The sequence below is a fragment of the Bacillus sp. m3-13 genome (genome assembly GCF_000175075.1).
GTDB lineage: Bacteria > Bacillota > Bacilli > Bacillales > Bacillaceae_I > Sutcliffiella_A > Sutcliffiella_A horikoshii_C.
In genome coordinates this window covers 1-15,903 of record NZ_ACPC01000014.1, presented here as the reverse complement: position 1 = coordinate 15,903, position 15,903 = coordinate 1, and the positions used below count along the sequence as shown (strand labels likewise).

General features: G+C 39.4%; 9 protein-coding genes and 3 pseudogenes. 1 reads left to right on the top strand and 11 read right to left on the bottom strand.

Going from position 1 to position 15,903, the window contains the following annotated elements:
* Window positions 1–16: 16 nt before the first annotated feature.
* Window positions 17–1,090: a glycosyltransferase family 2 protein gene (locus M313_RS0106220; RefSeq protein ID WP_010193439.1), complete on the bottom strand. Its 1,074-nt coding sequence runs from the start codon at window positions 1,088–1,090 to the stop codon at window positions 17–19.
* A 140-nt stretch (window positions 1,091–1,230) separates the two neighbouring features.
* Here M313_RS0106220 and M313_RS22850 point away from each other — a divergent pair.
* Window positions 1,231–2,737 (top strand): annotated as a pseudogene (locus tag M313_RS22850) (phytoene desaturase family protein).
* A 44-nt stretch (window positions 2,738–2,781) separates the two neighbouring features.
* Here M313_RS22850 and spoVK read toward each other — a convergent pair.
* The 10 genes and pseudogenes from spoVK to tdh form a co-directional block, all read right to left on the bottom strand.
* Entirely contained in the window at window positions 2,782–3,702 is a 921-nt protein-coding gene (gene spoVK, locus M313_RS0106210; RefSeq protein ID WP_392396761.1) for a stage V sporulation protein K, read from the bottom strand.
* A gap of 318 nt (window positions 3,703–4,020) precedes the next feature.
* A complete protein-coding gene (gene hfq, locus M313_RS0106205) occupies window positions 4,021–4,248 on the bottom strand; it encodes an RNA chaperone Hfq (RefSeq protein WP_010193436.1) in 228 nt (75 codons plus the stop codon).
* A gap of 30 nt (window positions 4,249–4,278) precedes the next feature.
* Window positions 4,279–5,229, bottom strand: a complete 951-nt coding sequence (miaA, locus tag M313_RS0106200; protein WP_010193435.1) for a tRNA (adenosine(37)-N6)-dimethylallyltransferase MiaA — start codon at window positions 5,227–5,229, stop codon at window positions 4,279–4,281.
* Window positions 5,230–5,322: 93 nt separating this feature from the next.
* Window positions 5,323–7,214: pseudogene (gene mutL, locus M313_RS22845) on the bottom strand (DNA mismatch repair endonuclease MutL).
* A 26-nt stretch (window positions 7,215–7,240) separates the two neighbouring features.
* Window positions 7,241–9,848 (bottom strand): annotated as a pseudogene (gene mutS / locus M313_RS0106190) (DNA mismatch repair protein MutS).
* A 146-nt stretch (window positions 9,849–9,994) separates the two neighbouring features.
* The gene (locus tag M313_RS0106185; RefSeq protein ID WP_010193431.1) at window positions 9,995–10,534 is read right to left on the bottom strand and encodes an outer spore coat protein CotE; all 540 of its coding nucleotides are present in this window, start codon (window positions 10,532–10,534) and stop codon (window positions 9,995–9,997) included.
* A gap of 654 nt (window positions 10,535–11,188) precedes the next feature.
* Entirely contained in the window at window positions 11,189–11,626 is a 438-nt protein-coding gene (locus M313_RS0106180) for a YlbF/YmcA family competence regulator (RefSeq protein ID WP_010193429.1), read from the bottom strand.
* A 3-nt stretch (window positions 11,627–11,629) separates the two neighbouring features.
* The gene (gene miaB, locus M313_RS0106175; protein ID WP_010193427.1) at window positions 11,630–13,174 is read right to left on the bottom strand and encodes a tRNA (N6-isopentenyl adenosine(37)-C2)-methylthiotransferase MiaB; all 1,545 of its coding nucleotides are present in this window, start codon (window positions 13,172–13,174) and stop codon (window positions 11,630–11,632) included.
* 191 nt (window positions 13,175–13,365) lie between these two features.
* On the bottom strand, window positions 13,366–14,544 hold the full coding sequence (locus M313_RS0106170) for a glycine C-acetyltransferase (protein WP_010193426.1): 1,179 nt from the start codon (window positions 14,542–14,544) through the stop codon (window positions 13,366–13,368).
* 21 nt (window positions 14,545–14,565) lie between these two features.
* Window positions 14,566–15,606 (bottom strand): L-threonine 3-dehydrogenase, encoded by a 1,041-nt coding sequence (gene tdh / locus M313_RS0106165; RefSeq protein WP_010193425.1) that lies wholly within the window; start codon window positions 15,604–15,606, stop codon window positions 14,566–14,568.
* Window positions 15,607–15,903 lie beyond the last annotated feature (297 nt).

Genomic DNA, 15,903 nt, shown 5'->3' with positions numbered 1-15,903 from the left:
TCCTGTTTTTTTTGTTTTACAGGTCAATTTTCCGCCCTTTCCAAGTAACATTCTTTTTGAGAAATGTTTGAACACAAGAGTAGCCAAACAAGATAAAAAAGAAAAGTAGATGAAAAGGAAATAATAATGCCGTACCCCACCCGAAGTTTCCGATAATTGCGAGTGTTCTCTTAATATGCAAAGCAATTAACACATAGCCAGTAACATAAAGTTCTAAAGGAAGGGTTTGATAGCTTGTTAAAAATGTCATCAAACCTCCAAGCCATATACAAATCAACATCAAATACCAAATGTTTGTTCTAGATGCTCCTGTTGCAAAGCTTTTGCTCCATCCATTCCATAGCGAACCAAAACCTTCAGGGTACATCCTCATTTCAATAGCTCCCATTCCGCTATAGCACCTAACTTTCCCTCCATGCTTTTGAACCTGATAACCAAACGCCATATTCTCCATCAATTCTCCCTGAATTGCTTGATGACCACCATACTTAAAGTAGTCTTGGCGATGAATCAGAAGACAGGCTCCGAACGCCCCCTTCACAGGCAGCCATTTTTGCAAAATATGAAAGGCACCAAGGGATCCCATCACCACGAGATGAAAGAAGGACGATAAGCTTTCATATTTTTCTTTTATCTTGTGATAAGGTTGAACAGAAAGTACTTCTCCCTCTCCCTTGTATGCCGTAAGCATATTTTCTAATCCATTTTCTGAAATAATTGTGTCCGCATCTAAAAATAAAAATAATTCTCCGCTTGCACGCAATGCCCCGTTCCAACATCCAAAGGATTTACCAAACCATCCTGCAGGAAGATCCTCTAATTTCACAACACGTGCGCCTAATGTTCTTGCAACCTTTACAGTATCATCGGTTGAGTGATCATCTACCACAATAATTTCTTTTACCTTACCGTGATACCCATGCAGTGATTTTAATAAAACAGGAAGATTCCCTTCTTCATTTCTGGCAGGGATGATTACCGAAACCTTTTTCAAAAGAGAATTCTTCTCTGACTTAATGGCCAAACTCGGAATATGAAAAAAAAGTACTCTCCCAAGTAATAATGTCATAATTAATATTAATGCTGTCACTACTAACTCCTCCATATACATCTATTTTTGTTTGAAAATAGAAAAAAAGGGTAAAATGTAAAGTTGTATACACATTTATATTACTTCTATCTACTAGACAGTCTAGTCAAACTTATTAGTTTTCATAAGGAGGAATAAGTATGAGAAAGAAAGTAGTAGTAATTGGTGGCGGTCTTGGTGGTTTATCGGCTGCTATAAGGCTATCTGCTGACGGTTACGATGTCCATGTCATTGAAAAAGGAGAGCGTCTTGGAGGTAAGTTAAACATCCGTTCAGGCAAAGGGTTCACTTTTGATACTGGTCCCTCTATCCTGACGATGCCATGGGTGTTGGAACAATTGTTTGCTAGCGCAAAAAGAAATTTACATGATTATATTACCATTGAAAGAGTGGAGCCTCAATGGAGAACCTTCTTTGAAGACGGTACGAAAATAGACGTAACCAGTGACCTCCCTAAAATGCTGGAGCAAATTAGAGAACTTTCAGCCAAAGACGCAAATGGCTTTTTCGAGTATTTGAATTATTGCAGCAAAATGTATGAGTATAGCATGAAGAGTTTTTATAAGAAAAGCCTTTCAGGATTAGGTGAACTTCGTGCACTGCATAACTTGAAGGAACTTATTGGGATGGATCCGATGAAATCGATGGATCAAATTACAAAGAAATATTTTGAAGACAAACATATCCAACAACTATTTAATTTCATGATTATGTATATTGGTTCTTCTCCATATCATGCTCCTGCTGTCCTGTCTCAATTAACACATGTTCAACTTGGACTTGGTATTTATTATGTTAAAGGCGGGATGTATAAGATCGCCGAAGCGATGCAGACCCTCTTGGGTGAAAATGGGTGTTTCGTACAGCTTAAATACCTCCGTTCGAAAAATTACAACGGATGGAAAAAAGGCGACCGGGATTATCTTAGAGAATGGCGAAGAGATTCCTGCAGATCTGGTTGTATCAAACCTTGAAGCGATTCCGACCTATAATACGTTATTAAAAGATATCCCAATTGCCAAAAAGGCCGCAGAGGATTTGGAAAAGTTCTCACCGACTGTTTCCGGACTTGTTCTTTTACTTGGCGTGAACAGAAAATATGACGAACTGGCACATCATAATTTCTTCTTCTCTGAAGATCCTGAAGTGGAGTTTCACACCATCTTCAACGAAGGAAAACCGGCACTTGATCCTACCATTTATATCGGGGTATCGTCGAAAACAGATACAACCCAAGCTCCACAAGGAAAAGATAACTTATTTGTCCTTACCCACGTCCCACCACTAAAAGAGGGAGAAACATGGGATGAGTATAAAGATATCTACCGCGAAAAAGTTCTTTCAAAATTAGAAAGAATGGGTCTAGAAGGATTGTCTTCATCCATAGAGTTTGAATACTGTTTTACTCCGAACGATTTAATGAATCTCTACGGAGCAAACGGAGGCTCCATTTATGGAGTAGTGACAGACCGCAAAAAGAATGGCGGATTTAAAATACCTTGCAGGAGTAAGCTACTCGATAACCTATACTTTACCGGTGGCTCTACTCACCCAGGTGGTGGAGTACCAATGGTGACACTTTCCGGACAACTGACCGCAGATGCCATTAACGAAGATTGGGAACAAGTTAATAAAAGTATTGGATGACACAAAAATAGCAGCCGCCTGGCTGCTATTTTTAATTTGGATAATCATTTGAGGAGAAGATCCCTCGCTTCAATCGTCATCAATTCATTTTTAAGAAAACTGTCATACATTAAAAGTCGCATTGCTTGAGTCCTTATTGATTTTTCCAAAACGTTTCTTATATAACGGCCATTGCTGAACGCAGAAGGCAATAATACACTTTTCATTTGATTGAGGTGCTCACGCATTTTCCATTCCGCTTCTTTACTCATAATATATTCACGTTCTTTCAACATACGCTGACAGATCTCCATTAACTCCTCCACTGAATAATCGGGAAAATCGACGATAATTGGAAAACGGGAAATTAGCCCGGGATTCGTCCGCAAAAACTCTTCCATCTCTCGCTGATAGCCTGCAAGTATTAAAATAAAATCATGCTGCTTATCTTCCATGTGTTTTACAAGGGTATCAATCGCTTCTTTTCCAAAATCTTTTTCCCCACCTCTTGCAAGGGAATAGGCTTCATCTACAAACAATATGCCTCCTAATGCTTTTTTCACTAGATCTCGCGTCTTTTGAGCAGTATGACCAATATATTCCCCGACAAGGTCCGCTCTTTCCGCCTCAATCAGGTGTCCTTTTGAAAGAACATTCATGTCACAAAACAACTTCCCAATCAACCTGGCAACAGTCGTCTTTCCTGTACCGGGGTTTCCTTTGAACATCATATGAAGCACTTGTCTTTCTGTCTTCAACCCGAATTCTTCCCGCTTTTTATTCACATAAATCCAGGCATAGATTTCTTTAACTACTTTTTTCATTTCCTGTAATCCTACCAATTCCCCCATTTCCCGCTCTATTTCCTGCAATATTGCATGATTGGTAGGAGTAAGCGGTTCCTCTAATGTATGAACATGGGTGACTCTCAACGGCTTTTTCTGGCCATTTAAAACGATATTTATTTTCCCATTCTGATTTTTCATTGGTTGATCCAAGATGTCCACCTCATTTCCACGCCAAAATCCGACATATCCTGATGCAGCACACTATTCCTTATACGATATTCCTCTTAAATCCGCTCTCTTTCGATTCTCTTCTACAATTTTCATATATTTTCATCAAACTATTGACAAACTTGTCATATTATGCGCTTTCCCGAGAAATAATTACTGTTTTTCGAGCCTATTATTTCCGCAATAAAACAAATGGAGAGAAATTCTCCATTTATTAACTAAATATATGATGATAAGAGCGCTATATGTTTATTTTATGCAAAATAAAAAACCAGCATATAGCTGGTTTTAGGCTTCTGTTTCAATTTGTACATTCTTTGATGGAGAAAAAGTAGAGATGGCATGTTTATAAATCAACTGTTGCTTCCCTTCTGTTTCTAAAAGCACAGTGAAGTTATCAAACCCTTTTATTAATCCGCGAAGTTGAAACCCATTCAGCAAGAAAACCGTCACGCTTGTTCCATCTTTTCTTAATTGGTTAAGAACTTGATCTTGGATATTAATTGATTGCTTCATCTTTTCTTCCTCCTCTTATCTCTATCTTCCTTACTTATTCGCTTCAAGTCGAAGCTTTCCTGCTATTACCGTGAAAATTTGTGATAACTTTTGCTCAAAATCGCCATCTGTCATATCAATCCAAGTTACATCCATTTTATTACGGAACCAAGTGAGCTGTCTTTTTGCATACCTTCTTGAATTTTGCTTCAAGTCGTCCACAGCCTGCTCCAACGTTACCTTACCATCAAGATAAGCATACAACTCCTTATACCCGATTGCTTGGATCGACTGGCAGTCCCGAATCCCATTGTTATGGAGAGTTTGCACTTCTCTTAGCAAACCTTCCTTCATCATTAGGTCCACTCTGAGATTGATTCTTTCATATAGCCTTTCCCTGTCCATGGTGAGACCGATTAAGGCAATGTCGTACAACGATTCAGGTTGCTGGGTATCTTGATATTCTGACATGGTTTTACCCGTAGTATAGAAAATTTCCAACGCACGGATTACTCTTCTTACATTATTGGGATGAATATTGGCAGCACTTTTTGGATCAATATCCGTAAGCTCTTGATGCAATTTATCTACTCCAATTTCTTGACTTCTCTTTTCAAGGCGAAGACGAGTTTCTTCATCCTTCCCACTTTCTGAAAATTGATAGTCATATAGGACAGATTGAATATATAGACCCGTTCCCCCGACAATGATGGGAATACGACCTCTTGAAGAAATTTCGTCGATCTTATTTCGGACCTCCCTTTGGAATTCTGCGACCGAATAAGCTTCTTGAGGTTCCTTAATATCAATGAGGTAGTGAGGAATCCCCTGCATTTCTTCTTTTTTCACTTTCGCAGTCCCAATATCCATTGTCTTGTAGATTTGCATAGAATCTCCGCTGATGATTTCACCTTTTAAGCTTTTAGCCAATTCTACACTTGTTTTCGTTTTTCCTACAGCTGTCGGACCAATTATCACAATGACTTTTTGTTTCTCTCCCAACGCTCACTCACTCTCTCAATTTTTCTTTATCACAAGATATCATTATACCCATTTTCCATAGAGCTCAATCTAATTGATAAAAAATTCTTATTTTCACATGACCCGTTTAAACATTTTTTCTAATTCATAAGAAGAAAAATGAATTAGAATCGGTCTTCCATGAGGACATGTAAATGGATTTTCAGCTTCTCTTAACGTGTTTAAAAGTGCCGTTATCTCATCATGTCTAAGATGATGATTGGCTTTAATAGCTGCTTTACAGCTCATCATGATCGCCGCTTCTTCTCTTAAGTCAGAGATGTTGATTTTTTTCTTTTCCAAACATAAATTTATCATTTCATCAATCGTTTCTCTTTCTTCACCTCTAGGAAACCAGACTGGATGAGCCTTCACGATAAATGTTTGATGGCCAAAGGCTTCAAGCATGATTCCTACTTCTTCGAATACTTCCGCGTGCTCTTCAAGGAAAAGATACTCGTCTAAGGAACATTCGATGGTCAAAGGAACAAGCAGTTCTTGTAGATTTCTTTCTTCCTGGCCGAGTTTTTGATAAAAATATTCGTAGTTAATTCGCTCCTGTGCTGCGTGCTGGTCAATTAGATATAATCCATTTTCATTTTGCGCAACGATATAGGTTCCATGCATCTGACCTATAGGATATAGAGCAGGAATACGGGATTCCCTCTTTTTTTCATGAGAAGGTCCAGGTTGTTTTTCGTTATGAATTTCCTCTTCTTCGATAAAAGAATCTTCTACATACTCATCAGACTGATTACTTTGATAGGCATCATTATGATTGGTATCTCCCCAAGTTTCAGTGGGTTCATTCACCTGAATCAATCTACTCTCTTCTACTATCTGTTTAATAGAAGGTTGTGCCTGCCTTTCTACTGTACGTTCAACCGGAATACTTTCTTGAAGTGTAAAGGTTTGCTGAGTAGGCTTTGGTTCTTCTGTATAGCTTGTCTGCTTTCTTGGGCTATTAGAAGGAATAAGCTGCTTTTGACCAAATACATCTTTTATTCCTTCTGCTACAAGTCTATAAAGCTCATCTTCCTTACTAAGCCTTACTTCTAACTTGGCCGGGTGTACATTAACATCTACTAAAAGAGGATCCATCATAACTTCTAAATAAACAATTGGATATCTACCGATCGGCAGTAGTGTGTGATACCCCTCTCGAATCGCTCTTACCACTGTATAGTTCTTCACATAGCGTCCATTAATTATGGTTGAGATATAATTTTTGGATGCTCGTGTCACTTCAGGCATGGCAATATACCCTTTCACTTCAAAATCTAACGAAGTAAAGTGGATGGGAATCATTTTCTTGGCGATATTCATTCCATAAATGGCAGCTAATACATGCAGACTGTCACCATTACCATTTGTAGCGAGCATCCTTTTCCCATTATGGCTTAAACGGAAGGAAATAGAGGGATGAGCTAAAGCAAGCCGATTGACCATATCAGATATATTACCTAATTCCGTGTGGATCGTTTTCATATATTTTAATCTTGCAGGAGTATTAAAAAATAAGTGCTGCACCACGATGTCGGTTCCTTTTCGACTGCTAGATAACTCTTGGGTTTCCAACACTCCACCTTTAAAGCTTAGATGTGTACCAGGAACTTCTCCTGTACTTGTGGTGATATCAAAAAGGGAGACAGAGGCAATACTCGGCAGTGCCTCTCCTCTAAAACCAAGCGTTCGGATACGGAACAAATCATTCTCATTCTTTATCTTACTTGTTGCATGACGTTGAAATGCTGTCAGACAATCCTCTTGTTCAATACCGTCTCCATTGTCCAACACGCGGATTTTAGAAAGACCCGCTTCCTCAAGCTCAATCTCGATGATGGTAGAATTTTGCGTCAATCGCGTTTTCCACCAACTCTTTTACAACAGATGCAGGTCGTTCTACCACTTCCCCGGCTGCTATTTTGTTTTGCTAAACTCTCATCTAATTGGACGATCTTGCCCATTCTATTTCCTCCTTCCTTTTTATGATTTAACTTTTTAATAGCTTCTGAATTTCGTACAATTTATTTTAATGCTTCTAACGGTGTCGTTTCAAGTAATTCTAACTTTTTGAGTTTTTCAAGAGCTGCTTTTTCACTTTTGGACTGCTTGTCACTCTGCTTTTTGTCATCGGTTTCTGCAAAGAAAGACAGTTGTGCAAGTGGGTCTTGATCTATTGATTGTACCTCTTTTGTTGCAGCTACTTCGACAGGCTCGCTCTTCGGTTGGCTTTCTAACTTTTCAAGGATAGTCTGGGCTCTTATTATTAATTCTTTAGGAAGTTCCGCAAGTTCAGCAACATGAATTCCATAGCTTTTATCTGCAGGTCCTTCTTTCATTTTATGAAGAAACACCACTTTACCATTTTGTTCGACGACGCTAACGTGAATGTTTTTCAGCTTTTTAAGCTCTTCATCCAACGAAGTTAATTCATGATAGTGAGTGGAGAACAACGTTTTTGCTCCAATTTTATCATGGATATACTCAATCAACGCTTGAGCTAATGCCATGCCATCATAAGTTGATGTTCCCCGGCCAATCTCATCAAAAAGAATCAAGCTGTTCTGTGTGGCATAGACAATGGCGTTACGTGCTTCTAGCATTTCGACCATAAAAGTACTTTGACCAGATATCAAATCATCCGCAGCTCCAATTCTCGTGAATATTTGATCGAAAATGGGAAGTGACGCCTCTTTTGCAGGAACGAAACAACCTATCTGAGCAAGAATCGCTGTCAGGGCCACTTGGCGCATGTACGTACTTTTACCTGACATGTTTGGTCCTGTAATAAGCAGCATCTCATTTTCCTTATCCATCCATGTATCATTTGGTACGTACTCATTCGCATCCATCACTTTTTCCACTACAGGATGACGACCGTCTGTGATGTATACCTTTCTCTCCTCGTTAAAGGATGGTCTTGTGTAGTATCTGTCCTCACTGATGGTCGCAAAGCATTGAAGGACATCAATTTCACTGACTGCTTTTGCTAGTTTCTGTAGTCTTGGAATATATACCTTTACTTCTTCACGTAGTTTCAGGAAAAGTTCATATTCTAGTGCGACAATTTTTTCTTCTGCTTCTAAAATAAGTGTCTCTTTTTCCTTCAGTTCTTCTGTAATATATCGTTCTGCGTTGGCAAGTGTCTGTTTTCTCTCATACCTGCCTTCAGGAAGAGAAGAGATATTCGCTTTTGTTATTTCAATATAATAACCAAAAATGCGATTATATCCTATTTTAAGAGACCGTATTCCCGTTAAATCTCGTTCTCTTTTTTCTAATTCAGCAATCCAAGTCTTGCCGTTTCTTCTGGCATCCCGGTACTTATCCAGTTCCTCATGGAAACCATCCTTCATCATGTTGCCTTCTTTGACCGACAAGGAGGGTTGCTCAATTAAACTATCATGAAGAAGAGTTGTTAACTCCTCACACTCATCCATATTGTCCAGAATAGAAGCGTTCTCGATTGGCAGCTTTTCCACCATCGCCTTCAGGTGAGGTATCTGCGAAAGAGACTTGCGTAATTGCACAAGATCTCTTGCATTTACATTTCCAAATGCTACCCTTCCCGCCAGTCTCTCAAGATCATAAACTTCTTTTAACAACTCACGTATTTCTTGTCTTGTAAAAAATTCATTTATAAGAGTTTCCACCATATCATGACGTTGTTCAATCAATGCAGGGTTGATTAACGGCCTGTCCACCCATTGCTTTAACAAACGACCACCCATTGCTGTTACCGTTTGATCTAACAACCAGAGCAAAGAACCTTTTTTTCCTTTGGAACGAATGGTTTCCGTCAACTCAAGATTGCGCTTGGAAAAGAGGTCAATTTTCATTGATTGATCTAATTCAAAAAACCTTGCCGGTTGAAGGTGATCCAAACTGCGTTTTTGCGTCTTCTTTAAGTAATGAAGTAATCGCCCAACAGACATTTGCAACTTCTCTTGTTCCAAATTTTTAACGATTTGATCAAATTCCATCGGGATATCTGTTACTTCCTCATATGAGCATGTGGTAACCATTCTCTCTTTGATTATTTGAACAAGATTTGGCGGAAATTTCTCAGAAACCACAATTTCCTTTGCCCCGATGGAATATACCTCATTTACAAGTTGCTGGACAGGTCCGTTAATTACAGTCGTATGTAATTCCCCAGTGGAAAGGTCCGCATACGCAAGTCCAAACGTCTCGTCTTCAAAGTGGGTAATGGAAGTCAAGAAATTGTTTTGTTTATCAGATAAACCTTTCGTTTCCATTACCGTACCAGGAGTGATTAGTTGAACCACTTCTCTTTTTACGACCCCTTTTGTCTGTTTTGGGTCCTCCACTTGTTCGCAAATTGCTACTTTAAAGCCTTTTTCAATTAATTGATCTATATAATTAGGAGCCGAGTGGTAAGGAACCCCACACATCGGGATTCGTTCTTTTCCCCCACCGTCGCGGCTGGTTAATGTAATTTCAAGCACTTGAGATGCTTTAGTCGCATCTTCAAAGAACATTTCATAAAAATCGCCTAGGCGAAAAAATAAAAAGGCATCTTGATAGTCTGCCTTTACTCTCAGGTATTGCTGTATCATCGGCGTATAAGAAGCCATCGTAATCCCCCAACTATTGTTTTTTGCTGCTTTATTATATCATATTTTAGGGTTTCAGGGGGTGATTGCCGATAGCTTGGTCATCACGACTGGTGAAATCATCATCTAACAAAAAAACCAGGAAGCATAGTGCTTCCCAGTTTCCTTTACTCTTCGTAACCGTCGACAATAAAGTCTGGATTCAGATCTTCAAACTCATCTTCATCAACATCCCAGCCATTATCATCCGCTAATGTGTCTGGATGTACTTCAACAGTTATTTTGGTTTCCCCAATAATCTCAGTTAAGAATTCTCTCTCCACTTGGACTTCTACTTTCGCTTCCTTGTCAGCGATGCTCGCTTCTAAGCAATTAGGTTGTTGTAGGACACGCGCAATTACTTCATGATCCTCACCAAGGCTGTTATCATCTTTATACCTTAGCTTGACGACATCTTTGTAGGAAACCGTTTCCGTCACTACCTCCGTCTTAGTATTGTCACTGTGTGAATACCAGACGTTGATATCATATTTCCCTTTTACTTCCACGGTATCGTCCACTTTTTTCGCATCATACGTATGGTTAATGACCCAGCATCCTAAAATGCTTGTAGGACGATGCGAGGGACTTATCGTATGTTTGGACTGCGTAAACTTTCTACCTTTGCCGGTTACTGCTCTTGTGATAATTTCTCTGTATTCAGACATTCGAGCATACACCCTCCTCATTACAATCTTCATTTCATCCTATGCGGGTTAAATGACAATTGTGATTAGATTGAATTTGCTGCATAACTAAATGATTTCTAACACATTAACGTATAGTTCATTGTATGCAAGCTAATCTGGATATGTGCCTATTTTTTGAAAAAATCACAATGTGCAGCAGACGATAAAAAAAGCATGGAGAACCAACCCATCTATTAAAATCAAAAGATTAATAAGCGGTCTACCGCCGCTGTTACTTTCCGCAAATGGCTTCGCTTTCCGCGGGACGGTGCTTGAGCCTCCTCACTTCGTTGCGGGGTCTCAACCTACCGTTACTCCCCCGCTGGAGTCTCTGCCATTTGCTCCAATCCACAGCTAAAAATTACATAAACCATATATTAATGCTTTTTCAGTTAACTCAGACAGATCTCTTTTCAAAACCCTTCAATGAAATAGATCACCTTGTTGATTGGAGTGGAAGGCGCGCAGACGCCCGCGGGAGGAAGGGACAGGTGAGACCCCACAGGCTGCAAAGCCGAGGAGGCTCACGGACCGCCCGCAGGCAAGCGAAGCGCCTGGAACGGAAATCAACAGTCTAATATATTTTTTATATAAAAAAAGCATGGAAAAAAGCTTCCATGCTTTTGATTCAAATTATGAGCAGCTTCCTCCACCGTATGTGGTGTTTTTTACGTAGGAGCCGGTTTCTCCGCGAAGAACATCTCCTCCAGTTGCAACGATGATTTCGTCTGTAACTGTTTTGGAGATATAGGAAGAAACTAATTGTAATAGGTCGTTTACATTTGTTTGGGAAGTTTTGAATTCTTGCACAATAGGAATTTCATCCATTTCTGCTAAAAGTGCATCTAATTTCGCTTCTGTTTTCTTCAAGGCTTCTGTTTTTCCGTAATGTTGGAAATTAACAGCCTGTTTTTGTAAGCTCTTTACACTTGCAACCATTTCTTTGATCTTTTGGTTTTCATTGATTTGTTCTTCTGCACGTTTGAAGTATTCCACTTCTTCTGTGTCAGCGATCATTTGTGCCAATTCTTTTGCTCTTTCTACTATATCTGATCTCGTATATTTTGCCATTTTTTATACCTCCAGTGCTTCTTCTGCTACTTCTTCCACCAATTCTCCATCCAATGTCCAAGTTTTCGCTTTTACCACTTTCACTTTGACCATTTTACCGATGACAGATTTTGGTGCTCTAAAGTTAACTAGTTTACTTTTATCTGTGTATCCGGCAAGAACTTCCGGATTTTTCTTACTTTCCCCTTCAACTAACACTTCCACAATCTGCCCTTCGTACTCTTTTAATTTCTTGGCAGAGATTTCATTTACAAGTGCGTTAAGTCGTTGCAGGCGGTCTTTCTTTACTTCAAGTGGAACGTTATCCACCATTTTTGCAGCAGGAGTACCTTCACGTGGAGAATAAATGAAAGTATATGCTGTATCAAATTCCACTTCGCGATACAGAGACATCGTTTCTTCAAACTGTTCTTCTGTTTCATTAGGGAATCCAACGATGATATCCGTCGTTAATGAAGCATTTGGCATTGCCGCTTTAATTTTACCAACTAACTCAAGATATCGTTCTCTATCATATTTACGTGCCATTAATTTCAATATTTCCGAACTGCCTGACTGAACTGGTAAGTGAATATGGTCGAGAAGGTTGCCGCCTTTTGCAAGCACTTCGACCAAGCGATCATCAAAGTCTCTTGGATGACTAGTTGTGAAACGAATTCGAGGTATATCAATTTTACGGATTTCATCCATTAAATCGCCAAGGCCATATTTTATATCCTCAAAATCTTTTCCATACGCATTTACATTCTGTCCAAGCAATGTAATTTCTTTATAACCTTGTGCTGCCAAGTGACGCACTTCTTGAATAATATCTTCTGGACGTCTGCTGCGCTCTTTGCCTCGTGTATATGGAACAATACAGTACGTACAGAACTTGTCACAGCCGTACATGATATTTACCCAAGCTTTGATTTCACCTTTGCGGTTCTTTGGAAGGTTTTCGATAACGTCTCCTTCTTTAGACCAAACTTCAATCACCATTTCTTTAGACATGTAAGCGTCTTTTAAAATGTTAGGAAGTCGGTGAATGTTATGAGTACCGAAAATCATGTCAACTTGTTGATACGTTTTTAATATCTTATTCACTACTGATTCTTCTTGGGACATACAGCCACAAACACCAATTAATAGACCTGGTCTTGATTTTTTCAAAGTCTTTAAGTGACCTAGTTCACCAAAAACTTTGTTCTCTGCATTCTCCCGGATCGCACAGGTATTTAAAAGAATAACATCAGCATCATTCACTGTATAGGTCGCTTCGTAGCCTAACGCAAGGAAAATTCCTGCCATTACTTCCGTGTCATGCTCATTCATCTGACAACCATACGTACGGATATAAAATTTCTTGCCAACCCCAAGGTTTTTAAACTCCTCAGAAATAGAAAAATCTTGATAGGCAACCTCTTCTTTTCCGCGTTTTTTCGCATCTTTCAGGGAAGGTGGTACATAAACAGACTCAAAGTATTTGCTGAAATCCTTTTCGGATTTTTTGTCCGAAGAATTTCCAGTCGCTACTTGTCCTGCTTCCACTCTTTGTTTCTCATTCATTGTGATAACTCCTTTCCAGAAAAGTAGAGCGCATAAAACTCTACACATTAACATAGTATATAATTTTATAGCTTCTTAAACAATAAATATGGAGAAGTTTACATAAATCTACATATTTAAGTGACAGGAAAGCTCATTCATTATGAATACACAACAAGAGAGACACGTATGAGGTGTCTCTCTTTGCTTAATTACGATATGATACCTAGTTCTTTTCCTGCTTTTTCGAAGATGTCTAGTGCTTCTTGAAGCTCTTCTTTTGAATGTTGTGCAGTTACAATTGTTCTTACACGCGCAAGTCCTTTTGCAACTGTCGGGAACGCAATACCTTGTGCGAAAACTCCGTATTCTAATAGCTTATCAGAGAATTTATGGGATAAAGCTTCGTCCCCTACGATAACTGGTGTAACCGGTGTTTGGCTTTCGCCGGTATTAAAGCCTAGTTTTAGAAGTCCATCTTTGAAGAACTTGGCATTATCCCATAGTTTTTCAATAAGTTCAGGCTCTTCAAGTAAAACTTGAATTGCTTCATCACATGCAGCAGTTACTGCTGGTGGATGAGAAGTGCTGAAAAGAAACGGGCGGCCCTTGTGAATTAAGTAGTCAATTAATGAGCGAGAGCTCGCTACATATCCGCCAAGAACGCCGACTGCTTTACTTAATGTACCAACTTGGATATGCACACGTCCATCTAATCCAAAGTGATTCACAGTACCACGCCCATTTTCTCCAAGAACGCCTGAAGCATGCGCATCGTCCACCATTACTAGTGCGTCATATTTTTCAGCAAGCTCCACGATTTTATCAAGAGGGGCAATGTTTCCGTCCATAGAGAATACACCGTCTGTTACGATAAGACGTTTACGGTATTCGCCGGATTCTTTCAATGCACGCTCTAGATCTTCCATATCCACATGCTTGTACACTTTACGTGCAGCCTTTGTTAATCGGATACCATCAATAATGGAAGCATGGTTTAACGCATCAGAAATTACTACATCTTCTGGGGAAAGAATTGCGGAAAGTACCCCTTGGTTTGTCGTGAATCCAGATTGAAACACTAGACTTGCTTCTGTATGTTTAAACTTTGCTAATTTTTCTTCTAATTGCTCATGCATAGTGAAAGTCCCGGCAATGGTACGAACCGAACCTGTTCCGGCACCGTATTTTTCCACAGCTTCTAAAGCAGCTTTCACTAAGCGAGGATGGGTTGTCAATCCTAGATAGTTATTAGAAGATAGCTGAATCACTTCTTTGCCGTTGATAACAACTTTGGACCCCTGATCGGACTCTAAAGGTACCAACTTACGGAATGTACCTTGTTCTTTCATTTGATCTAACTCTTCTTGCAGGTATTCAAAACCTTTCATTTTAACCCCTCCTGTTATCTGTTATGGATGTAATACAACTTTACCACATTGACCGGAAATCATTAAATCAAAGCCTTTTTCAAATTCCTCAAGCGGAAAGTGATGGGTAATCATCGGTTTCACATCAACCTGACCTGATTTAAGAAGGCTTGATACTTGCTGCCATGTAGAATACATTTTTCTTCCTGTAATCCCTTGAACCGTAACACCTTTGAATACAATATCGTTAGTTATATCAAGCTCAACCGGACGGACAGGCAAGCTCAAGATGGAAACTCTTCCGCCGTTAGTGATCATTTTAAAGCCTTGATTCATAGCTATCGGATGACCTGACATTTCACATACCACTTCTACACCATGTCCATCTGTCAACTTCATGACTTCTTCAACAGGGTTGGCTTCTTTAGCATTGATAACTGTTGTAGCACCCATTTTCGTTGCAAGATCTAAACGGTATTCATTTAAATCGATGGCAATGACTTGAGAAGCACCTGCCGCTTTGGCAACACCTACTGCCATAATACCAATAGGGCCGCAACCGATAACTGCTACAGATTTTCCTGTTACATCACCTGCAAGTACCGTATGAACCGCATTTCCCATCGGTTCTTGAACAGAAGCAACATCATAAGGCATTTCTTTAGGGTTTTTCCATACATTTACTGCAGGAAGAGCTACGTATTCAGCAAAACAACCTTGTGTGTCTACCCCAATAATTTTCGTGTCTTTACAAATGTGGTAGTCACCTTTTAGGCATTGTGGACATTTGTAGCAAACGATATGCGTTTCAGCAGAAACTTGGTCGCCCAATTGCACATTGTTAACCTTGCTGCCTACTTCAACAATCTCACCAGCAAATTCATGACCGAATGCATAAGGAGGGTTTACCCTGCTTTGAGACCATTCATCCCATGTATAAATATGAACATCCGTACCACATATGGATGTTGCTTTCACTTTTATTAAAACTTCATCTTCTTTAATCTTTGGTATATCTATCATTTGAAGTTCGGCACCATATCCTCGATGATGCTTCACGATCGCCTTCATTTTTCCATTCACAGAGAACACTCCCTTATAAATATAAAACTAATAATCATAAATACTAGTAAGAGTGTAACATCTATAAGGGTTTGTGTAAACCTCATTGTCCACTGGAGAAGGACAACTGAGTATGTCAGATAAAAAAATAAGACTTTTTTATTTTTTAGATAACGCTTACATTTTTTAAAAAATTGCCAAGTTCTTTTAAAATCTGCCGACTTTAGTGTTATCGATCATCTCCGCTGCTCCTTTCCGCAAATGGCTTCGCTTTCCGCGGGACGGTGCTTGAGCCTCCTCACTTCGTTGCGGGGTCTC

Coding starts and splice junctions, on each gene's coding strand:
- M313_RS0106180 (WP_010193429.1), bottom strand. CDS start 11,626: ATGGCAAAATATACGAGATCAGATATAGTAGAAAGAGCAAAAGAATTG.
- hfq (WP_010193436.1), bottom strand. CDS start 4,248: ATGAAGCAATCAATTAATATCCAAGATCAAGTTCTTAACCAATTAAGA.
- M313_RS0106170 (WP_010193426.1), bottom strand. CDS start 14,544: ATGAAAGGTTTTGAATACCTGCAAGAAGAGTTAGATCAAATGAAAGAA.
- miaB (WP_010193427.1), bottom strand. CDS start 13,174: ATGAATGAGAAACAAAGAGTGGAAGCAGGACAAGTAGCGACTGGAAAT.
- M313_RS0106185 (WP_010193431.1), bottom strand. CDS start 10,534: ATGTCTGAATACAGAGAAATTATCACAAGAGCAGTAACCGGCAAAGGT.
- spoVK (WP_392396761.1), bottom strand. CDS start 3,702: ATGAAAAATCAGAATGGGAAAATAAATATCGTTTTAAATGGCCAGAAA.